The sequence below is a fragment of the Methanocorpusculum bavaricum DSM 4179 genome, assembly GCF_000430905.1.
Taxonomy (GTDB): Archaea; Halobacteriota; Methanomicrobia; order Methanomicrobiales; family Methanocorpusculaceae; genus Methanocorpusculum; species Methanocorpusculum parvum.
This window is the reverse complement of sequence record NZ_AUMX01000002.1, coordinates 198263-218982: the sequence shown is the minus strand read 5'-3', so window position 1 is coordinate 218982 and position 20720 is coordinate 198263. Positions and strand designations below refer to the sequence as shown.

Annotated in this window: 28 protein-coding genes; 11 read left to right on the top strand and 17 right to left on the bottom strand. The window is 52.6% G+C overall.

Annotation, left to right across the window (positions count from 1 at the left end):
- Positions 1-282: 282 nt before the first annotated feature.
- From H575_RS03000 to H575_RS09250, 16 genes are all read right to left on the bottom strand, one after another.
- Positions 283-603, bottom strand: coding sequence for a GNAT family N-acetyltransferase (locus H575_RS03000; protein WP_081406631.1), 321 nt, complete (start codon positions 601-603; stop codon positions 283-285).
- On the bottom strand, positions 600-1031 hold the full coding sequence (locus H575_RS02995; protein ID WP_342664206.1) for a 4Fe-4S binding protein: 432 nt from the start codon (positions 1029-1031) through the stop codon (positions 600-602). The genes H575_RS03000 and H575_RS02995 overlap by 4 nt, the downstream gene beginning before the upstream one ends.
- Before the next feature lie 10 nt (positions 1032-1041).
- Positions 1042-2043 carry a respiratory chain complex I subunit 1 family protein gene (locus H575_RS02990; protein ID WP_042697644.1) on the bottom strand — a complete coding sequence of 334 codons (1002 nt, stop codon included), beginning with the start codon at positions 2041-2043 and terminating at the stop codon, positions 1042-1044.
- On the bottom strand, positions 2040-3260 hold the full coding sequence (locus tag H575_RS02985; RefSeq protein ID WP_042697641.1) for a hydrogenase large subunit: 1221 nt from the start codon (positions 3258-3260) through the stop codon (positions 2040-2042). The genes H575_RS02990 and H575_RS02985 overlap by 4 nt, the downstream gene beginning before the upstream one ends.
- Positions 3261-3842, bottom strand: coding sequence for an NADH-quinone oxidoreductase subunit C (locus tag H575_RS02980; protein ID WP_042697638.1), 582 nt, complete (start codon positions 3840-3842; stop codon positions 3261-3263).
- Entirely contained in the window at positions 3842-4273 is a 432-nt protein-coding gene (locus tag H575_RS02975; RefSeq protein WP_042697635.1) for an NADH-quinone oxidoreductase subunit B family protein, read from the bottom strand. Before H575_RS02975 ends, H575_RS02980 begins: the two co-directional genes overlap by 1 nt.
- Positions 4270-4608 (bottom strand): hypothetical protein, encoded by a 339-nt coding sequence (locus H575_RS02970; protein ID WP_042697632.1) that lies wholly within the window; start codon positions 4606-4608, stop codon positions 4270-4272. Before H575_RS02970 ends, H575_RS02975 begins: the two co-directional genes overlap by 4 nt.
- Positions 4605-6176 carry a proton-conducting transporter transmembrane domain-containing protein gene (locus H575_RS02965; protein ID WP_042697629.1) on the bottom strand — a complete coding sequence of 524 codons (1572 nt, stop codon included), beginning with the start codon at positions 6174-6176 and terminating at the stop codon, positions 4605-4607. The genes H575_RS02970 and H575_RS02965 overlap by 4 nt, the downstream gene beginning before the upstream one ends.
- Entirely contained in the window at positions 6173-6520 is a 348-nt protein-coding gene (locus H575_RS02960; protein WP_042697627.1) for a sodium:proton antiporter, read from the bottom strand. The genes H575_RS02965 and H575_RS02960 overlap by 4 nt, the downstream gene beginning before the upstream one ends.
- A complete protein-coding gene (locus tag H575_RS02955) occupies positions 6517-7050 on the bottom strand; it encodes a Na(+)/H(+) antiporter subunit B (protein WP_052319931.1) in 534 nt (177 codons plus the stop codon). The genes H575_RS02960 and H575_RS02955 overlap by 4 nt, the downstream gene beginning before the upstream one ends.
- Positions 7047-7331 (bottom strand): hydrogen gas-evolving membrane-bound hydrogenase subunit E, encoded by a 285-nt coding sequence (gene mbhE, locus H575_RS02950; protein WP_042697626.1) that lies wholly within the window; start codon positions 7329-7331, stop codon positions 7047-7049. Before mbhE ends, H575_RS02955 begins: the two co-directional genes overlap by 4 nt.
- On the bottom strand, positions 7328-7600 hold the full coding sequence (locus H575_RS02945) for a Na(+)/H(+) antiporter subunit B (RefSeq protein WP_042697624.1): 273 nt from the start codon (positions 7598-7600) through the stop codon (positions 7328-7330). Before H575_RS02945 ends, mbhE begins: the two co-directional genes overlap by 4 nt.
- Positions 7597-7974: a monovalent cation/H(+) antiporter subunit G gene (gene mnhG / locus H575_RS02940; protein ID WP_042697621.1), complete on the bottom strand. Its 378-nt coding sequence runs from the start codon at positions 7972-7974 to the stop codon at positions 7597-7599. Before mnhG ends, H575_RS02945 begins: the two co-directional genes overlap by 4 nt.
- Positions 7971-8231 (bottom strand): cation:proton antiporter, encoded by a 261-nt coding sequence (locus H575_RS02935; RefSeq protein WP_042697617.1) that lies wholly within the window; start codon positions 8229-8231, stop codon positions 7971-7973. The genes mnhG and H575_RS02935 overlap by 4 nt, the downstream gene beginning before the upstream one ends.
- Positions 8228-8767, bottom strand: a complete 540-nt coding sequence (locus H575_RS02930) for a Na+/H+ antiporter subunit E (RefSeq protein ID WP_052319930.1) — start codon at positions 8765-8767, stop codon at positions 8228-8230. Before H575_RS02930 ends, H575_RS02935 begins: the two co-directional genes overlap by 4 nt.
- Positions 8768-9011: 244 nt before the next feature.
- Complete coding sequence (locus tag H575_RS09250) at positions 9012-9173, bottom strand: hypothetical protein (RefSeq protein WP_155897838.1); 162 nt, start codon at positions 9171-9173, stop codon at positions 9012-9014.
- Positions 9174-9295: 122 nt separating this feature from the next.
- Between H575_RS09250 and H575_RS02925 the strand changes: the two genes are divergently transcribed.
- From H575_RS02925 to purH, 8 genes are all read left to right on the top strand, one after another.
- Entirely contained in the window at positions 9296-9925 is a 630-nt protein-coding gene (locus H575_RS02925) for a DUF4013 domain-containing protein (protein ID WP_042697615.1), read from the top strand.
- A 376-nt stretch (positions 9926-10301) separates the two neighbouring features.
- On the top strand, positions 10302-10667 hold the full coding sequence (locus tag H575_RS02920) for a cupin domain-containing protein (RefSeq protein ID WP_052319929.1): 366 nt from the start codon (positions 10302-10304) through the stop codon (positions 10665-10667).
- A 6-nt stretch (positions 10668-10673) separates the two neighbouring features.
- Positions 10674-10952, top strand: coding sequence for a hypothetical protein (locus H575_RS02915; RefSeq protein WP_042697612.1), 279 nt, complete (start codon positions 10674-10676; stop codon positions 10950-10952).
- Positions 10953-11264: 312 nt separating this feature from the next.
- Positions 11265-11927 (top strand): DUF4013 domain-containing protein, encoded by a 663-nt coding sequence (locus H575_RS02910; protein ID WP_042697609.1) that lies wholly within the window; start codon positions 11265-11267, stop codon positions 11925-11927.
- A gap of 321 nt (positions 11928-12248) precedes the next feature.
- Positions 12249-12779, top strand: coding sequence for a nucleotide exchange factor GrpE (locus H575_RS02900; protein ID WP_042697606.1), 531 nt, complete (start codon positions 12249-12251; stop codon positions 12777-12779).
- A gap of 14 nt (positions 12780-12793) precedes the next feature.
- A complete protein-coding gene (gene dnaK / locus H575_RS02895; RefSeq protein WP_042697603.1) occupies positions 12794-14659 on the top strand; it encodes a molecular chaperone DnaK in 1866 nt (621 codons plus the stop codon).
- A gap of 26 nt (positions 14660-14685) precedes the next feature.
- Complete coding sequence (gene dnaJ / locus H575_RS02890; RefSeq protein ID WP_042697600.1) at positions 14686-15813, top strand: molecular chaperone DnaJ; 1128 nt, start codon at positions 14686-14688, stop codon at positions 15811-15813.
- 370 nt (positions 15814-16183) lie between these two features.
- On the top strand, positions 16184-17677 hold the full coding sequence (gene purH, locus H575_RS02885) for a bifunctional phosphoribosylaminoimidazolecarboxamide formyltransferase/IMP cyclohydrolase (RefSeq protein WP_042697597.1): 1494 nt from the start codon (positions 16184-16186) through the stop codon (positions 17675-17677).
- A gap of 140 nt (positions 17678-17817) precedes the next feature.
- Here purH and H575_RS02880 read toward each other — a convergent pair whose 3' ends face one another.
- Positions 17818-18567 carry an LPS-assembly lipoprotein LptE gene (locus H575_RS02880; protein WP_042697594.1) on the bottom strand — a complete coding sequence of 250 codons (750 nt, stop codon included), beginning with the start codon at positions 18565-18567 and terminating at the stop codon, positions 17818-17820.
- 168 nt (positions 18568-18735) lie between these two features.
- On the opposite strand from H575_RS02880, the gene H575_RS02875 reads away from it, so the two are divergent.
- The 3 genes from H575_RS02875 (at position 18736) to H575_RS09085 (ending at position 20659) form a co-directional block, all read left to right on the top strand.
- The gene (locus H575_RS02875; protein ID WP_042697592.1) at positions 18736-19374 is read left to right on the top strand and encodes a type 1 glutamine amidotransferase family protein; all 639 of its coding nucleotides are present in this window, start codon (positions 18736-18738) and stop codon (positions 19372-19374) included.
- Positions 19375-19906: 532 nt separating this feature from the next.
- Positions 19907-20362: a GNAT family N-acetyltransferase gene (locus tag H575_RS02870; protein WP_042697588.1), complete on the top strand. Its 456-nt coding sequence runs from the start codon at positions 19907-19909 to the stop codon at positions 20360-20362.
- 3 nt (positions 20363-20365) lie between these two features.
- Positions 20366-20659: a HepT-like ribonuclease domain-containing protein gene (locus tag H575_RS09085; RefSeq protein ID WP_081406630.1), complete on the top strand. Its 294-nt coding sequence runs from the start codon at positions 20366-20368 to the stop codon at positions 20657-20659.
- Positions 20660-20720: the final 61 nt, after the last annotated feature.

Here is a 20720-nt window from a genome sequence, read left to right as displayed (position 1 = left end):
CCAACACCGCATACGTAATATCTGAATATTCCATTTCCATCGACCTACCCGGAAACATATGGGGGCCACGGAATATAGGATATCTCCACCGCGTCGGGTCACAAGGCAAAGCCTTGTTCGGCTGAGGTCGTCCGCTTCGCGTCCAACCCGCCTCCGCGCCGGAGTCGCCCTCCCGCACCCCATAATTAGAAAAATATGTGATACATTGAAGATTTATTCTGAAAAGTAAGTGATTCGCGAGAGAGTTTATCATGGCTTTTGAAAAATGCTTAGGGGCATTCATTATGTGGCATTTCCACTAACTGTCAAATTCAGGCAGTAGGGTTTGCCGAGCCAGTAGCCGAGCTCTGCCAGGCCATTCCCCCGGCAGAATACGCCGATGCTGCCGACTGCTGTATCGTCATCGGTTATCGCGAGACAGAGATTTTCCGCCGGATCCTGCTGATGGCAAAAAGCGATGAAAGCTTTCGCATCCTCAAGGCCGTACGGCGAAGGAAATCCTGCCCGCAGATTCTTCGCGATCAAAGGTTCGTTTGCAAAAAAAGCAAGGGAAGGGGCATCCCGCTCCTCCCAGGGTCGAAGGCCGATCTGCAAAGCTCTCACTCTATAATCTGGCTTTCAGCGAATCGGTCTTCCGTTGCAAGCAGGAACTCCGGCGACTGGGAGATCGCTCCCTTCGGGCAGATATCGATGCACTGACTGCAGAAAATACAGTTTCCGACATAAATTCTAACTCTCTTCTGGGCACGCGGCTTGTCCTCGGCATCCTTTGCGGGAGGGGCCGGGTACACGACATGTTCGATCGCATGCGCCGGACAGACCTTCATACACAGGCCGCAGCCGTTGCAGAGATTTCTGTCATAGAGCAGTTTGCCCCGCATCGCGGCCGGCGTCTCCACCGGCGGGATAAGCGCGGCCTTTCCCTCGCTCACCTGACCCAGAAATCCGGTGATGGTTTTTGGGAGACGAGCCGCCGGGAAGAGATTTGTGACCGGCTTTTTCACCGACTGGACGAGGATCTCTTTTAACATTGGGAACATCTCAGAGACCTCCCATCAGAAAAGCGTCCAGCATCAGAAGAATGATCGCCGCGATCCCGAGACCGCCGAAGATGAACCAGTAGACCTTCACGACCTGCGTGATACGGAATCGTGCCATCATCGTCCTGACCACCGTCACCGAAAAGATCGAGACGAGGACAACTTTCGCAAAGAAAAAGACGAGATCAACAACCGCGGCTCCGAAACCTGTAAGGCCGAGGGCCGGCGAAAGATTCCAGGGTAAGAGGATGATCACGCCGAACGCGATCATCGCGACCGTTTTCACTGCCTGTGCAAGGGAGAAGACCCCGAGGTTTCTGCCGGAATACTCGACGAGAATTCCTCCCGCAAGTTCCGTTTCCGCTTCGGGCGTATCGAACGGGACCTTCGAGAGCTCTCCGGGAGTGATCCAGGCAAACAGGATCAGAAGGATCAGAAGACCGATGATCCCGAGAGGTCCGACGACATCCCAGACGGATGTTTCCATCAAGGTCATAAAGGAGAACGGGTTCGCGATGTTTGCGGCCATCAGTCTCCAGGCGATGATGATCACGGATACCGCGAGCGGTAATTCGTAGGCGATCATCGAGACCATTTCACGCTGGGCGCCGACCGTTGCATACGGCGAGCCCGAGGCAAATCCTCCAATAACGAGGGCAAGCGAAGGAACGATCAGGAGATAGAGGACAAGGATCATGTCTCCCGCCTCTCCAAGGATCGGGGCAAGGCTTCCAAACGGCAGATACAGAAGTACTGCGATCGAGGAGGCGAGGGCGGCGACCGGCATCAGATTGAAAAGCCAGGGGATCGCGTTCGCCGGAACGATGCTCTGTTTGGCGAACAGTTTTTTCACATCGGTGAACGGCTGGGAAAGGGGCGGGCCCATGCGTGCCTGCATGTGGGCGGCGATCCGCCGGTCGATTCCCGCAAGGAACAGACCGGCGAATATCGCAATGATCGCGAGGACGACCGTTCCGCCGACGGCTGAGAGGATGATGTTCATTGCATCATCCTCCGGGACTTTTCATACGACATCTTTGCGAGCTGCTCTTTCGTAAAGATCTTCGTGGATCCGTTATCGGTGACGGCGACCCGGTCGGTGCACGACATGCACGGATCGACCGAGGCCACGATGACCGGGATGTCGGCGAGCTGGGCGCCTTTCAGAATGATCGGCCAGACATGCAGATTACTGTATGAGGAGGCTTTGACCTTCCAGGCAATTGGAGCTTCCGCTCCGTCCATCGCGACATAATGGACCGCTTCCCCTCTCGGGGCTTCGTGCCGTCCGACCGCTTCGCCCGATGCCTTTTTGCAGGTCGAGAGGATCTTTGCGACCTTCTCTTCCCAGATAACGGGGCCCTGCGGCATGTTGTCGAGACATGTCTCGATGATCTCTATCGACTGGGCGACCTCGAAGATGCGGACCACGATCCGGTCATACGTATCGCCGTTCACGTCGCTTCCGTAGATAGTGGGGATGACCGGCTTTATGTCCAGATCCCCGTATGCGCAGTATGGATAATCCACACGGAGATCGGCTGTCACACCGGATGCCCGCGAGGTCGGACCGACGGCGGAATATGCCATCGCGGTCTCAAATGAGAGAAGGCCTGTTCCGACACAGCGGGATTTGATCACCGCGTCTTCGAGGAAGAGCTTTTTGAGTTTTGCAAACAGGTCCTTGTAGGTGTTCAGACATTTGCGGATCTTTGCATGCTGATCCTCGGTGATGTCCCGGCGGGTCCCGCCGATCTGGATGATATCGTAGTTCACCCGGTTTCCGGTGATCAGTTCGATTGCGTCCATTGCCTCTTCGCGGACCCTCCACGCAAGATAGAACAGCGTGTCAAATCCTAGTTCGTGAGCGGCGACTCCTGCCCAAAGCAGGTGGGACTGGATACGCTCGAACTCGGCGATGATCGTTCTGACGTAATCGCCGCGTTCCGGGACCGTGATGTCGGCGATCTGTTCGACCGCTCTCGCAAAGGAAAGCGAGTGGGTCACGCCGCAGATACCGCAGATCCTGTCCGTGAGATGCACGATCTGGACAGGGTTTCTTGAAAGACCCATCCACTCGATGCCGCGGTGGGTCTGGCCCGGCGTGAAGTCGGCCGAGATGACCTCTTCGCCGACCACGGTCAGTTCGATGTGGACCGGCTCTTTTAAGGCCGGGTGGATCGGACCGACCGGCACGATGTAGGGTGCTTTTCCGGCCATTTACTCATCCTCCAGAGGTGCCGGCGGCCGGTTTTCCGGTCTTCCGCATGCCCAGAGATCTTTGATCATCGAGTCGGGGATCCTCTTCTCGTCTTTTCTCAGAGGATAGACATCTTTGGGGAAGTCCTGCGGCAGGAAGAATCTGTGTTTTGCTTCCGGCAGTCCGTCGACGATGATGCCGAGGTACTCCCGCTTCTCCTGTTCGGTGAAGGCCGCGCCTTCCATCAGATCGGTGATCGTCGGGATATGCGGATCAGCTTTCGGGAGATCAAAAGAAATGATGACCATGCATTCGGTGTTTTCGATCCCGCCGTAGAGCGAGAAGATGTACTGGATGCGGAGGTTTGGATCTTTTGCTCCTTTGTCGTATCCTGAGATGCAGGAAAGATGAGGATATCTGATCTTCATCAGCTCTTCGACTGCGAAATGGATCGCTTCTCTTTTGATCGTGATCCAGATATTGCTGTTTTCCCGTTTCTTTACGCCCTCGGCTCTGACCCTGATGGAGGAGTCCAGCATAGAATCGCCGAGTGCGGCTTTGAGTTTCTCCGCCACTTCCGCGGGTGTATATATTTCGTCCATTATTTTCCTCCTTCGAGTCGTTCGAGCTTCGCGATCGCCGTAACCACGCCGTTTATAATTGCCTCAGGTCTTGGGGCACATCCCGGGACATACACGTCCACCGGGATGATCTGATCGACAGGACCTGCCAGATTGTATGATGTCGAAAACACGCCGCCTGACTGGCCGCATGTTCCAACGACCATCACCACTTTTGGTCCGGCCATCTGGGCATAGACCCTGCGGAGTCTGTCGGCCATCTGGTTCGTGACGGGTCCCGTTACGAGTAAAACGTCCGCATGGCGGGGAGACCCCACGAGTTTCACGCCGAAGCGTTCCGGATCGTATCTGGGGGTCAGGGTCGCCACGATCTCGATATCGCAGCCGTTGCACGAACCCGCATTGAAGTGGAAGACCCAAAGCGATCTGTTTAAGGATGGTGTGAGTTTCATAAGACGATCACCACCACGAAGATCACGATGACCCCTATCAGGAACCATGCGAGGTAGTCGTTCACCACGCCGGAATGAAGGGGAACGAGTTTGTCGTAGTATCCTTTGAGGGCCTGAGTGAATCCCCAGTACATGTTCCCGCCTCTGATGTGGACCGCGCCTTTTTCAGGCTCGTCGTTTCCGGAGAGGTAGGGTTTCGTCTGTTCGGTTCCTTTGTCGTAGTCCGACTCGCCGCAGCGCCAGATCAGCCAGGCGAAGAGAAGTCCCGTGGCCATAACGGCGACCCAGACGAGCGGATTCCAGAATCCGTATCCGGTAATAAGATCGCCGATCATAATCCGCCTCCAAGGACCGCGGTGATATATGCACCATTATTAATAAGGGCATCAGCCGCCGGAGTAATGAGATTGTTCACCACAAGATCCGGGAAAAGACCGAATCCGATGACGAAGATCGTCAGAATGACCATGCCGGCGATCATGAGTTTCGGGACTTCCTTCACTTCTGCATACTCGGGAAGCTGCGGCCCCATGAACATCGAGTGGAACACTTTCATAAAGGAGGCGAGCGTCAGAATCGAGACGACCATCGCGATGATCGAAAGGGCCGGGTTGAACGCAAAGACCGACTCGTAGATCATCAGCTTCGAGGCGAAGCCGTTGAACGGCGGGATTCCCGCGATTGCCAATGCTCCGATCAAAAAGAAGATCATCGTCCATTTCATGTTGTGGCCGAGACCTCCCATCTTGTTCAGACTCCAGACGCCTGTCCGGTAAATTACTGCGCCGACCGCGAGGAACAAAAGACCCTTGTACATCGCATGGTTGATGATATGGAAGAGACCTCCTTCCATGGCGGTCTGACCATATGCGGCCATTGCGAGCGGATCGCCCAAAACGGCCAAGGCCACGCCCACGCCGAGAAGCATGTATCCGGTCTGCGAAACAGCATGGTAGGCGAGCAGACGTTTGACATCCTTCTGGGGGATTGCCATCGTAACGCCGATCACCATCGACAAAACACCAAGGATGATGACGACCCAGCCGATCGTAACAGTGTTGAAGATATCGCCGTAGAGCGTGAAAACGATCCGGAAGAGTCCGTAAAGACCCGCCTGGCTCGCCACGATCATCGCCGCGGTGATCCCCGATGGGGCGACCGAGTAAGCGTCCGGCGTCGCAAAGTGGAAAGGCACCGAGCCTGCTTTCATGGCAAGAGCCGTGATGAAGAGGACGAGGGCGACGATGTTTAAGGTCGAGAAGCTGATCTGCGATGCGATGACTGCCATATTGAGGGAGTCATACTGGGCATACAGGATGCCGATCGAGAACAGGACCATAAGGCCGCCGACGGTGTTGACGATCAGGTATTTGAGTGCTCCTTCGGCGGCGAGACCTCCTCTCCTGTGATAGGAGACGAGCGCTGCGCCTGCAAGCGAGTTGATCTCGAGGAACACGAAGAAGTTGAACAGATCACCGGTCGAGACCATGCCGAAGATGCCGGCTGTCAGCAGGAGATACAGGGCGTAGAACTCGGATTTGCCGCTCCGTTCCTTTTGTGAGGAGATGAGATACAAAACGACCGCGAACGAAACGATCGCCGCGGAAAGCAGCATGAATGCGCCGAATCCGTCGATCGTGAAGATGATCCGGAAAGGGATCCCGCCCGAGTCGATCGGGGCTGCGGGCGTTCCCGCCGCCGCTCCGAAGACATACACGATCGTTCCTTTCGTATAGACCATTATCGCCGTAAAAACGGCGACAAGGCTTGAAGCAAGCGAGGCAAGAACGATCCAGGCATCCCTGATCTTCGGCACGAATCTTCCGATGACCGGGAGAAGGAATGCAGAGAACAGCGGTACTGCGATCAGCAGTGCCGGCAGATTATCGAAAAGAACGTTCATTCCTTGAGCCTCCGTATCTTATCCGAATTGACCGTTCCGTATTTTTTGTAGATGACCATCACGAGAACAAGCATAAGGGCGGTCGTTGCGACCCCGATAACGATGTTTGTGAGTGTGAGCGCCTGGACCGTCGGGAGGACCATATCGGCGCCTTCCGGTGCGTTCGTGAAGATCGGGGCGATCCCGTTTTCCCGGTATCCGAGGGATACGAGGAACAGATTGACCGCTCCTTCGAGCATCGCGAGTCCCATCACCATTTTTATCATATTCTTCTTGAGAAGAATGGTGGCGAGCGCGATGCCTATAAGTAATGCCACCGCGATGAACGGCAGATTTGCTATCATTTTCTCCCTCCTTTTTTATCCGTATCGATATTCAGGACAGATGATTCTGCATCGTCCTCTTCCTGAGTAGGTTCTTTCAGGCCGGCGAACATGAACATCAGCACGGCCGAGAGTGCGCCAAACACCTCGATCCCGATCGCGAAGTTCAGGACCGGGATGATGCCGGCTGTGTAGAGATCGCCGGGATTTATTCCGTAGGCGACCGCATGGCCGAAGAGTCCTCCCGAGGCATTCAGCCAGTTGAAGAGGAATCCCGATGCGGCCACGAGTCCGGCGAGCGCCGTGCAGATGAAGAGCATGAGACCCGCTGATTCGATGAGTTTGAAGCTCTTCACCGGGATGAACCGCTCCATACACTCGCGGTAATAATAACAGACGAGGATCAGCGCCACGCCTGTCGCGATCACCGCGCCTCCCTGGAATCCGCCGCCAGGCGTCAGGTGGCCGTGGACAACGATGTAAAAGCCGAAGATGAAGATGAACGGCACGAGCAGCCGGCCGGCGCCTCGTCCGATAAGACCGATCGTCATTTGTGCAGCCTCCTGAAAACCATCGCGACCCCAAGGACCGCGATAAAGAGGACGGTCGCTTCACCGAGCGTATCGAAACCACGATAGTCGAAGACGATCGCGGCGACCACGTTGTTTGCGCCGGTCTCGGTCTGCGAGTGGTCGATGTAATACTGGTCCGTTGACGAGATGCTCGGATCGCCGAAGGTCAGACCGACCGCCGGCAGGAGAAGGATGAGTGTTACAAGAACGATCAGCACGATCACAAATCTTGGCTGGAAGACGGAGCCTGCCTCCTTCATTCCTCATCACCTTCCTTGCGTTTTGTTCCGCGTATGGCGATCATCAGGATCGCCGTCGAGATTCCTGCCCCGATACTTGCTTCTGCGATCGCCACATCAGGCGCCTGCAGAAGGAAGAACTCCAGGGCGAGCAGGAAACTGAATGCTGAAAAAGCGATCGCGGCAGCGATCAGATCCTTTAAGAAAAACACCGTTACTGCGCAGAAGAGGATCGCTGAGAGGAACAGGAGATGCAATACCACATAACTTTCCGGAAACAGTTCGATCATCGTCTTTTCTCCTCCCGGCGTTTCATGGATTGTATGTCCTCTTTCAGCGCGTCGTTTTTGGCGATCGGAGCGTTTCCCGACCGGTACGCGCTGCGTGCGATCGCGTGGGTGGAGGTGGTCCCCGTTATCACCGCGACGAGTAAGGCAAGAAGAACATGTGCTCCGTAGTTGAGCCAGGCTTCATCGCCGGAAAGCAAAAGACCGGCGGCATAGATGAGGACGGCGGCTCCCATGAACAGGAGACCGAAGCTTCCGACAAGTCCTGCGGCATGGATGCGGGTGTAGAAGTCAGGGAACCGGAAAAGACCGATCACCCCGAGGATGCTGAATATGAGTGAGATCAGCACGCAGACGGTTACGATTATGTCGATCATTCCAGATCTCCCATGATGAGTTTGGCGACGTAGAGTGTTCCGACAAAGGAGAGAAGAGCATAGACGATCGCCACGTCGATGAACACCGGCTGCTCGAACCAGAGCGAGAGGGTGATCATGACGATGACGACGAGGATGTTGATCACATCAAGAGCGAGCATACGGTCTGCGTTCGTCGGGCCGCGCCAGATACGGACCCCGCACGCGAAGATGAGCAGCACGAAGATGATCGCCGCGACCATGAATATATCGTTCATTGAGTGATCCTCCGGATCCATTTGGCGAGGTTGAGCTTTGCAAAGATCTTGTCTGCAGGTATGGCGCCTTTGGGGTCTTCACCGATATCGAGACAGTGGACATACAGTTCCCGGGTCTCTTCATCCACGTCCACACTGGCCGTTCCCGGCTGATAGGTGATGGATGCGGAAAGAAGAAGCGCTCCTGCGTCGGTTTTCATTCCCGGCGTGAGTTTGACGATCCCTGGTCTGATGTTTCTGCCGGTGATGACTTTCCAGGCAACGGTCAGATTTGCAATAATAAGTTCGATTAGAAACGGAATGATATAGACGATCAGGAGGAGCCAGCGAAGCGGGTTTGCCATTTTATAGCTTGTTCCAACCCAGATTTTCCGACATATCAACCCGGTTATAATCGAAAGAATTAGTCCAATGATGAGTTCTGCAGATGACCAGAGAAGGATCCCGTCGTTTGGCAGCGCCGAGCCTGCAGACAGTATCAGATAGATGATGAATGCTGCGATGCCAGCGAGTATTGCGGGAAAAATGCTTTTCACGCTGCACCTCTGAGTTTACTCTTATTTCTCATGATAAATTATCACTTTATCTCCATACATGATTTTGTACAGACCCATACGTCGCAAATGATGTCTGTATCTATATTAGTAAGGATGCCTGCAATTTATATTCTGCGTCGTGAACGGGTGATTCGGTCGGTTTTTGTTCATGTTCCGGTCCCGCGCAGAGCAGGTGTCTTTACGCGGCGGCGGAAACCTTTAGGTTCCTCGGCGGCGGAAACCTTTAGGTTCCTCGGCGGAGCAAACCGAAGGTTTGCGACTGGGCAGAGCCGATTTTTGCGTGGGCAAGACCGGGCATATTTTTTGCCGCGAGGTATCTGCTGCCGGAAAGACTTTCATGCGGGAGGATGATCATTCCCGGTCTTTGGAGCGTGTTCCCGGACAATTTTCACCCATCCGTGCAAAAAAACCCGTTTATCCTGAGATATCTGAAGGAAGTCGGCGTGTATTTTATATACTAGAACGTTCTTCTATAAACTATCTCAAAAAAAAGGAGATGGTATTATTATGTCAATTGGAATTGGAGAAAATTTAACCGGATCTTTTGGTTATGCAAAAGACAAACTTATGGGAAGTATTGGCAACTGGATCCTTCTGATCATCCTGACCATTATCCCGATCGTGAACTTCATCGCAATGGGAACTTATCTGAAGGTCTACCGCGGAGAAGACCCGAAAGTTGAACACATCGGCAAATCCTTCGTTGACGGTCTGCTTGTTTTGATCATCGCCTTCCTTTACATGCTCATCCCGACCATCATCGTAGGGATTCTCGGCGGAGGAAGTCTCATTGCTGCCGCTACATCAGGATCGACTGCCGCAGTTGCAGGCGTCGGAGCAGGCGTTCTCGTCCTTGCTTTCATTCTCTACCTTCTCTTTGCTCTCGTCATGACCCCGGCGATCGTCAACTTTGCCCGCAAAGGATTCGGCGCAGCATTCAAGTTCGGTGAGATCTTCGGCATGATCGGCAAAGCCGGCTGGCTCATGTACATCATCTCAATCATCTTACTTGCGATCATCTTCGGCATCATCGGCCTTCTCGGCATGATCCCCTTCATCGGCTGGCTCATCATGCTGATCATCTACCCGTTCCTTATCGTCTGGGCAGCAAAGTTCTACGCAAACCTGTTCGAGTAAGAACATAACTCACTTTTCTTTTTTTAACAGGAGTTATGCGGCGTTATCCCTGATCCGATTCATCAAGGGCATTACCGGCTTTTCTCGTGTGTCTGCACAAATACTGTACACGAAATCGACGTACACCCTGTTGATTGGCCCGTCAGTTTGGTTCGCCTGAGATCACCCCGCGTACCTCCTATTAAAAAAGGATCGGAAAAGCCGGCACACAGCCGGCTGATGGTCCCCGTACCTCAGATTTATCCCATCCCGCTCCAAAGATACTATGATGCCCGGCAAAAACCGGCCTGGAAAAAAACACACGACGGCGCTTTGCCGGTGAAATGCTGACGGAACAGAAAAACAGATATGATATTGCAGAAAACAGGAAGGAACAATGGCAGATTTTGATCTTGAAATGACAAACAAACCCGTCAAAAAGCGGGAAGAATTATTGGGAAAAGTCCTCGACCTCAAAGAACTGGTCTCCTATCAGGACGGGGCGGTTTCGAGCCGGATGATCGTCAGCAATAAATCTGGGAGCATCACCGTCTTTTCGTTTGATGAAGACGAAGGACTCTCCGAACACACCGCTCCGTATGACGCCGTGGTCACGATCATCGACGGCGAATGCGAGGTATGGATCGCCGGCAACACTCTCCAGATGAAAACGGGCGACACCATCATATTCCCGGCAAACGCCCCCCATGCGCTCAGCGCCATAACAAAATTCAAAATGACACTGACCATGATCCGGGGGTAACTTCAGATGGGCGGGAATGATAACGACGGATATTACTGCACCATCTGCGGCGGTATCCCTCCGGACAAGATCCACATCCGGCAGATCCTCGTAGACGGCAAAGCAACCGGGATCGACAAACTGGACTGGATCATTGCCGAGGTGAAAAAATTACATCTTACCGATGACACCGCCATCACCGAAGAACTGCTCAAACGGACAAAGGTGCTGAACTATGTTCCCACAAAAAAGACAAGAGAGTATGAGAAAGCTCTGCTGAAGGAATATAAAGATCCAACCCGGTAACTTCCTGCCCGTCCCATGGTTCTGGAAAAAACCCGGGCACGCAGTCCGGCTGCGGGATCAAAATTACCTCACATGATATAAAAGCGTGTGCAAAAAATCAACTGGCCGGAAAGCGGGATAACTGAGGTAATTATGGGCTGCACGTCGTTTTCGTGAATGGGAGTCGTTTTGACACATATGGGAGTTACGCGGTATGTGTGTGACCCCAAACCTCACCACCCCGGCTCAATTCCTCCTCCTCCTTTAAGCGAATCGTTTTATATATCTCTGCATCCTTCAACTATCTGTCTCATTCATTGAGAGGAAAATCATATGTCAATAGGAATTGGAGAAAACTTAACCGCATCCTTCGGGTTTGCCAAAGATAAACTCGGCGGCAGCCCGGTCACCTGGCTCATCCTTTCGATCCTGAACCTCGTCCCGATCGTCGACTGGATCGTCTACGGGGTGTATGTCAAAGTTCTGCGCGGCGAGGAACCTGATCTCGAGAATCTGGGAAAAACCTTCATCGACGGGCTTCTCGCCCTCATCATCGGCCTTATCTATATGATCGTGCCGATCATCCTGATCATCGTTGTCTCAGTCGGCATGTTCACCTTCGGCTCCGTAACCGTGACCCCGGGAGATCCCTCCGTTTCGGGAATGTCCGAAATAGCGGGCTTTGCTGTCATGTCCGGTCTGATCATCCTCAGTTTCGTTGTGGCGTTCCTGTTCTCCCTGCTCGCCACACCGGCGGTCGTCAACTTTGCCCGCAAAGGATTTTGCGCAGCATTCCGGATCGGTGAACTGGTACGCATGATCGGCAAAGCCGGCTTGCTCAAATACATCGTTTCACTCATCCTCCTCTGGATCATCTTCTGCGTGATCGTCTTCATCTGCATGCTGATCCCGATCATCGGCTGGATCGTTCTGATCTTCGCCCTGCCGTTTTTGTACTTCTGGGCATCCAAGTACCTTGCAAACCTCTTCGAGTGATCTGCCGGCCCCAAATCTTTTTTTTGCCGGATCCCGCCTGGAACTCTCCGCGCTTTTTTGCTGTGCATCCGGATACAAACCCTCCAGTCTGCTCCCTCCAAAAACAGGACACCCGTCAGGATAAAAAGACACCGCCCGGTCCTTCACCGGCGCATATCAGAAAAAATGCCGGATTTTCTGATACTTTTCTCCTGACAGGGCGACATCAGCCCAAAAAAAATCCGTCATTCAGCGACATCAGCATTTAGTGGTCCACGATAGGAAACAATATATAGAACTGCAATACAACAAATATGTGCAACAAGCGAAACAGGAAAAGCCATGGACAAACACACCGAGCCTGCGGAGGCCAGAAAAACTGCGTCTTCAAAGGCAGAAACCACTAACCAGGATGAAAATCCCGTTCCTGAAACCACTGTTGTTGACGAACTCACAAAAAAATACGATGAACTCAATGACAAACATCTTCGTCTCGCAGCCGAATTCGAAAACTACAAAAAGCGTGTGATACGCGAACAGGAAAATGCTGTCAGATATGCAAACGAAAAGTTTGCTCTCGACATCATCGACATCCTCGACAACTTCGAACGTGCGCTCAAAAGCGACGACGAACATCTTCGTGACGGACTCGAGCAGATCCACAAACTGTATCTCTCCATCCTTTCAAGAAACGGCATTGAACCAATGATCATCGAAGGAATGACGTTCGACCCCGCATTCCACGAAGCCGTCGCCTGCATCCCCGCAGACGCTCCTGAAGGTTCGATCATCGACACCGCCGTTCCCGGATACATGATCCGGGACAAGGTGCTCCGTCACGCAAAAGTGGCCGTAGCGAAGAAAAAAGAATAATACAGGTACTAAAAATGGCATCAAACAAAGTAATCGGAATCGACCTTGGAACCACCAACTCCTGCCTTGCTATTATGGAAGGCGGCAGTCCGGTCGTTATCGCAAACGGAGAAGGATTCAGAACAACCCCGTCTGTTGTCGGCTTCTCCAAAGAAGGCGAAAGACTCGTCGGCAACGTTGCAAAACGTCAGGCGATCATCAACCCCACCAGAACCGTCAGCTCGATCAAACGGTACATGGGTACCGACCACCCGACCGAGATCGACGGCAAAAAATACTCCCCGCAGGAGATCTCTGCAATGATCCTGCAGAAACTCAAGATGGATGCAGAAGCATACCTCGGCGAGAAAGTCGACAAAGCCGTCATCACGGTCCCTGCTTACTTCAACGACGCTCAGCGTCAGGCAACCAAAGACGCAGGACGGATCGCCGGACTTGAGGTCCTTCGTATCATCAACGAGCCGACCGCCTCGGCTCTGGCATACGGCCTCGACAAAGAAAACGAAGTCACCGTCCTTGTCTACGACCTTGGCGGAGGAACCTTCGATGTCTCCATCCTCACTCTTGACGACGGACTCTTCGAAGTCAAATCGACCGCAGGAAACAACCGTCTCGGCGGAGACGACTTCGATGCACGCGTCGTTGACTTCCTTGCCGACGAGTTCAAGAAGAAGGAAGGCGTCGACCTGAGAAAGGACCCGGTCGCCCACCAGAGACTGAAGGATGCCGCAGAGAAGGCAAAGATCGAACTTTCCTCACTCCAGAAGGCAAACATCAACCTCCCGTACATCACCGCCACCTCCGACGGACCCAAACACCTGGATGTTGATCTGACCCGTGCAAAGTTCGAGCAGCTCATCGGCGACCTCGTCCAGAAGACCGTCGAGCCCGTCAAGCAGGCATTAAAGGATGCAGGCCTTAACGCTTCTGACATCAACCATGTTCTCCTTGTCGGCGGATCGACCCGTGTCCCGGCCGTCATCGAGACCGTCAAAAACCTTCTCGGCAAAGAACCCGACAAGACCCTGAACCCTGACGAGTGTGTCGCGCTCGGCGCGGCAGTTCAGGGAGCAGTTCTCACCGGCGAAGCAAAGGACGTTGTCTTACTCGATGTCACCCCGCTGACGCTTGGTATCGAGACGCTCGGCGGCATCGCCACGAAACTCATCGAGAGAAACACCACCATCCCGACCAGAAAGAGTCAGATCTTCTCGACCGCGGCAGACAACCAGACCTCTGTTGAGATCCATGTCGTCCAGGGAGAGCGTCAGTTCGCCCGCGACAACTTCAGTCTCGGCAGATTCCAGCTCACCGGCATCCCGTCAGCACCCCGCGGCATGCCGCAGATCGAGGTCACCTTCGATATCGACGCAAACGGTATCGTCCATGTCTCCGCAAAGGATCTTGGAACCGGCCACGAACAGTCGATGACCATCTCCGGCAGAAAAGATCTCAAAGATGACGAGATCGAAAAGATGGTCCGCGACGCAAAACAGTTCGAGGAAGAGGACAAGAAACGCCGTGAGGAGATCGAACTCAGAAACAACGCCGACAACGCCGTCTACGCTGCGGAAAAACTCGTCAACGACAAAGAGACCGCTGACAAGATCGACGCCGAAGACAAGGAAAAGATCTCATCCGGCGCTGCAGCTCTCAAAGACGTCCTTGCAAAAGAGGATGCATCCTCCGAGGAGATCAAAGAGAAGATGGACGCCCTTCAGGAAGTCGTCTTCGCGGCGACCTCCAAGATGTACCAGAAGATCCAGGAAGAACAGCAGGCGGCAGGCAATGCGGCCGGTTCCGGATGTGAAGGCAACTGTGACTCCTGCAAAACCGACGACAATGTCGTAGACGCAGACTACGAAGTCAAAAAGGACTAAACCTCCTTTTTTTGGGAATGTAAGAAATGGGTTCGGAATCGTACTATGATGTCTTGGGTTTGCCCCGTAACGCTACGGAGACAGACATTAAAAAGGCTTACCGAAACCTCGCCAAGAAGTATCACCCGGATGTCTGCAAAGAAGCCGGGGCTGAGGAGAAGTTCAAGTCGATCAACGAGGCGTATGATGTTCTTTCTGACGAGAGCAAACGCCGGCAGTATGATCAGCTCGGACATGATAATTTCACGAATGCATCGAAAGGTAATTATTCCGGTGCAGGAGGTGCAGGATTCAATGCGGACTTCTCAGGATTTGGAGATATCTTCGATTTCTTCGGCGGAGGAGGACGCAGACAGAGCGGGCCAAGAGAAGGCGACGATCTGTTGATGCGGATCCAGATCACGCTGGAAGAGGCGGTGTTCGGGACGCAGAAGGAGATCGAGGTCATGCATACGGAGAGCTGTCCTGACTGTGACGGGACTGGCAGTTCAACGAAGAAGACCACGACCTGCAGCAAATGCGGCGGAACGGGTCAGGTCAAACAGGTGAAGAACTCGATCTTCGGCCAGATGGTCACCCAGTCTCCGTGTCCAAACTGCGGCGGAAGAGGGAAGATCCCCGAGTCTCCGTGTAAGAAATGCAACGGAACGGGACGGACCAAGATCCGCAGAAAGGTCACGGTCAATGTTCCGGCAGGTATCGACAGCGGCATGCGTCTGCGTATGGAAGGATACGGCGAGGCAGGAGATTACGGAGCGAGAAACGGCGATCTGTATATCGAAGTCTATGTCGTGTCGAATCCGAAGTTCGACCGTGAGGATGATAATCTGATCACGCAGTATGAGATCTCGCCGGCACAGGCAGTTCTCGGATGCGAGGTGGAGATCGAGACGATCGATAAGAAGAAGGTCGTGCTGAAGATCCCGGCAGGTATCGCCTACGGGACCCGTCTCCGGATCGCGGGAGAGGGCGTGCGCAGACGCGGAAACTACGGAAACCTGCTGGTCAGGGTCGTGATCTCTGTGCCAAAGAAGATCTCTTCTGCAGAGAAGGAACTGTATGAAAAGCTTCTGAAGGCTGAAGGAAACGCCGGCTCTTCTTCGTCGAAGGATGAGGAGAAGGAAGGCCGCAAAAAGCGCGGGATCTTTAAGTAAGCGAGGGTGGAGTGAAGGTTCCCTTCACTCCACCCGAAGCGGGGAGCAAATCTTTGATTTGCGACTGCGGGTCGGATGCGAAGCAGACGACCTCAGCTGAGCAAACCAAAGGTTTGCGACCAAGTGAGGATAAAACCGTCACCAAATCCGAAGCGGGGAGCAAATCTTTGATTTGCGACCAAGTGAGGATTTCCCTTCACTGCACCCGAAACGAAATCCCTCCACACAATATATTCACAAACACCCCGGGACCGGTGCTCTTTGCAAGGGAGCGTACTCCCGATCACACTCTTTTTTTATGCCTTTCACCGCCCAGATCAAAACAGAAAGTGCCACCCTTAATTAACCCCCGCGTCTATAGTAATAGATAATGACTCTCGCATTGCTCTCAGTCTGGGATAAGACCGGGATCCTTGATCTCGCCCGCGTCCTGACTGCAAACAACATTGGAATCCTAAGTTCCGGAGGGACTGCCAAAGCTCTGCGTGAAGCGGGCATTCCTGCAAAAGACGTTTCAGACTACACCGGTTTTCCCGAGATGATGGACGGCCGCGTAAAGACCCTTCACCCGAAAGTCCACGGCGGTCTTCTCGGCCGCAGAGGCACCGATGACGATGTTATGATGAAACACGGCATCGAGAGAATCGACATCCTCTGTGTCAATCTGTATCCGTTCGAGGAGATGTCGAAAAAGGATCTCCCGCTCGAAGAACTCATCGAGTTCGTCGATATCGGCGGCCCCGCGATGATCCGCGCGGCATCCAAAAACTACAAGGATGTTGCTGTATTGACCGATCCGGCTGATTATCCGCTGGCGATCGAAGCGGTAAAATCCGGCGGGTTCACTGAAGAGCAGAGACTTCGTCTGGCAGCCAAAGCATTCACCCGTACGGCCGCCTACGATGCTGCGATCTCCAACTATCTCAATGGGATCGACAAGGAGTTCCCTGATGTGTACACCGTCCAGTTTGGCAACGGCAGAAAACTCAGATACGGAGAAAACCCCCACCAGCTGGCCGCCGTTTACGGAACATCCGGCATCGCCGGTCAGACCGCTCTGCAGGGCAAAGAGATGTCCTACAACAATTATCTCGATGTCCACGCAGCGGTAAGTCTCTGCAGAGAACTTGACGGATTTGCGACCGTGATCGTAAAACACAACAACCCCTGCGGGGTCGCGCTTGGGAAAAACCAGCTTGAGTCCTATCTCAAGGCGCGGGATGTCGACCCGGTCTCGGCCTACGGCTCGGTCGTTGCGATGAGCACGCACGTTGATACCGAGATCGCGAAGGAGATCTGTTCGACCTTTGTTGAGGTTTTAATCGCTCCGTCGTTCAGCGACGAGGCACGCGAGATGATGAAGACGAAACAGAATATGCGTCTCTTAATTCTCCCGCCGGTTGTTCCTGCTGATGAGATCCGCACGATCGACGGCGGTATTCTCGTCCAGAGGACCCCGGCATACACCGAGGACTGGAAGGTCGTTTCCAAGCGTGCTCCAACCGCAGACGAGGTCGAGGCACTCAAACTCGCCTGGAAAGTGGTCAAGTACGCGAAAAGCAATGCCATCATCTATGCGAACAAAACCGAGACGGTGGGAATCGGCGTCGGTCAGATGAACCGCGTGGACTCGGCGAAGCTCGGGATCCAGAAGGCTGCGGAGTTCGACAGGACGATGAAAGGGACCGTGATCGGGTCCGATGCGTTCCTGCCGTTTGCCGATACGCTGGAAGTGGCGGCCGCAGCCGGAGCAACGGCGCTTATCCAGCCGGGAGGATCTATCCGTGACAACGAGGTCCTCGAGAAGGCCGATGAGCTGGGTATCGCGATGGTTTTCACCGGGACCCGGCATTTCAGACATTAATTATGGATTTTTCGGGGATTTTCCCCGGTGCTTTTTTTTCTGAAGGGGTCGTGCTTACCCGGTCGGGTATTTTGCATCTATTTGAAGAAAATTATCTGAAGAATAATGGTATTTGCCTGGGCATACCTGTATGATCATGATCAGGACACTGGGCGCGGCGGCTCCGGGACCACGCGGACCATCGTGAAGTTCACCATTTTCTCCGCGGTGTTTCCAAAAATATCGGTGACGACGAGAGTGATACTGGTATTGCCCGCTGTTGTCGGATACTCGCCGGCGACGCAGGGGTAGGGATCGAGAGGCGTGATTTTTTCCTCACCGTAACTTTCCGACCGGACGAAGACATCGGCGATCTGATACCTGGATGTGATGAACGCCCGGACGACTCCCCAGGGCGGGACGACATCCCCGTAAGAGGCTTCGCCGCCTTCGGCCGGGAAGAGAATGGTGATCGCGGGATTTTCATCTCCGGTGTACTGGACATACGCCGGGACGAGACGTTCGAGCGTTGTCGAAAGGTCTTCTCCATAGTTGCAGATATTTTTCAGCGGGATCATGACCCGGTCGGGAGGAACGTGGGTGATGAGGGCGATATATTCGGCGGAGTCGATTTTGAGAAGGATGACTGGGTCGTGCGGCCTGAGTATTTTTGCAACGGATATGTCGTATTTCCCGGAGGTGCCTTCGAGCGTCATGTAGGGGACAAGGACGGATGAAGCCGGAAAGGATGCGGTCGTCTGGGTTTCCTGTATTTTTCCGTTCATGACCGAGGCCGGCAGGATCAGGGTCTCGAGATTTTCTTCCGGATGCGTGTCGTTTTCCAGGGGAATGAGGCAGCCGGCGGAGAGGATGACGGCGAGAATCAGGAGAAACGCAGCGATCCGTTTCATGAATCTCATATAGGATGAGAGGTGCCTTAAATATATTGAGCATAGTATCCAATTGTCCGCGGGAGGAGGTTTGGGAGGTGAGGTCAAAACGGCTGGAGAATATAATGAAACAAAGCGAAATAGTTTCAGGACATACAAATATAGATACAGTGAAAATAGAGGAAATGTATGTTTACAATCTATGTTTATGTTCTTGATACTTTGGCCGACTGGGAACTGGGGCATGTTACTTCAGAGCTGAATTCCGGGCGGTTTTTCAAAAAGGGCGCGGAGCGTGTATCGCTCAAAACGGTTAGTTATTCAAACGAGCCGATCACTACAATGGGCGGGATGAAAATAGTGCCGGACTGCCTGATCGATGATATCGTTGTGAGCGGAAAAAGCGTGCTGATCCTGCCGGGCGCAAATACATGGGACGACCCAAAGCATTGCGCTATTATTGAAAAAGCAGGCGAACTTCTCTCTTCTGGCGCTTTGGTGTGTGCGATCTGCGGAGCTACTGCGGCTCTTGCCAATGTTGGGATGTTGGATACGCGTTTGCATACCAGTAACGGACCGGGATTTCTTGAGATGTTTTCCCCCGGGTATAAAGGGCAGAATTTCTATATAGACGAGCCGTCTGTAGCGGATAACAACCTTATTACTGCAGGTTCCACCGGAGGTTTGTTGTGGGCAAAACAGATCATTGAGCATTTAGGTGTTTTTGAGTCAAACACGCTGGAATCCTGGTATGCATATTTTAGTACCGGTAAGCCGGAACATTTCTTTGCTCTGATGCAGAGTCTGCAGCCCGGCAAGGAAAACTGATCCGCTTTTTTCAGAAACAGAACGGGGAGGGGGTCAAATCCCCACCTATATTCATCTCCGTTTTAATAACAAGCGAAATTCCTTTGCAGAGAGCAGAGGGGAGGCTTTCGTATTTTTGCGCTGGGAGATTCCCTCCACATCCTTCCCCGGAGAGATGAGCTGATGAAACACTCTTGTGTTTTTTCTTTTAATATAGCTGATTCTTCATTTACGGACTGAAAAGTAGAATTTTGGCGATGAGATCTCCTGCTGATTTATAACAAACTATATGCTTGAGCGTTACGAACAATGGACCATTGAGCGTGGTGAAGTGTAGACATGGCATTGAGTTTACGTGATAAGGAAATACAGGCAGCGGATCCGATCCAGCATACAAAAAGATGTCATCTTCTGCGGTCCGGGACAAGCTGCTGTATGAAAACATCGGATATCCTCACATATTTTTTACAAAGATGTATGTTCACCTATTTAAAATTGGAAATGATATAATAGATATGCGGAGAGGAGAAAAAATGGAAAGGGAAAATGTCAAATGAACATTGTAAAAATCAACGATAACGACAAGACAAAATATCTGGACCTGCTGCTTATTGCAGATGAACAGGTAAGTATGATAGAAAAATACTTATATCGCGGTGATATGTTCGCTTTGTATGATGATGAGGATGATGATGTTAGGGCAATTTGCGTTATTACACAAGAGCAGGCAGATACGTTTGAACTCAAGAATATTGTTACCGTTCCCAAATATCAAGGTAAAGGCTATGGACAAAATCTAATTGCCTTTATTGTTGATTACTACAATAAGTCTGGCGGCGAATTATATGTTGGAACGGGCGATAGTCCTGCGATACTTCGTTTCTACGAAAAATGCGGATTTGTAAAGTCGCACATTGTTAAAAATTTTTTTGTAGATAATTACGACCATGCTATGTATGAAGACGGACAGCAGCTGATTGATATGATTTATTTGAAAAGAGATCTGTGAACGATCCGAAGACATCATGGCTGCTGTCGGCCGCATGGATCATCTGAGTTCTCAACCGATCCGCTCTGCAGCGGAGGCATCATCCGTTTCATTGAAATCATCGGTGAAGCGGCAAAATATATCCCAGAAGAGATCCGCACGCAATATCCTGAGATCCCCTGGAGAAAAATAGCCGGAATGAGAGACCGTCTGATCCATGCATATGCAAATGTCGATCTCAAATACGTCTGGGATCTTGCAGTAAACGATTATCCCGCTGTATTATATGCAGATATCTGCCCTGCGTACAGCACTTGAGTTACACGAATGATTGATTTTTTGATGCTGACATTTTTGTGTGTGCCTGAGACCCCCTCCG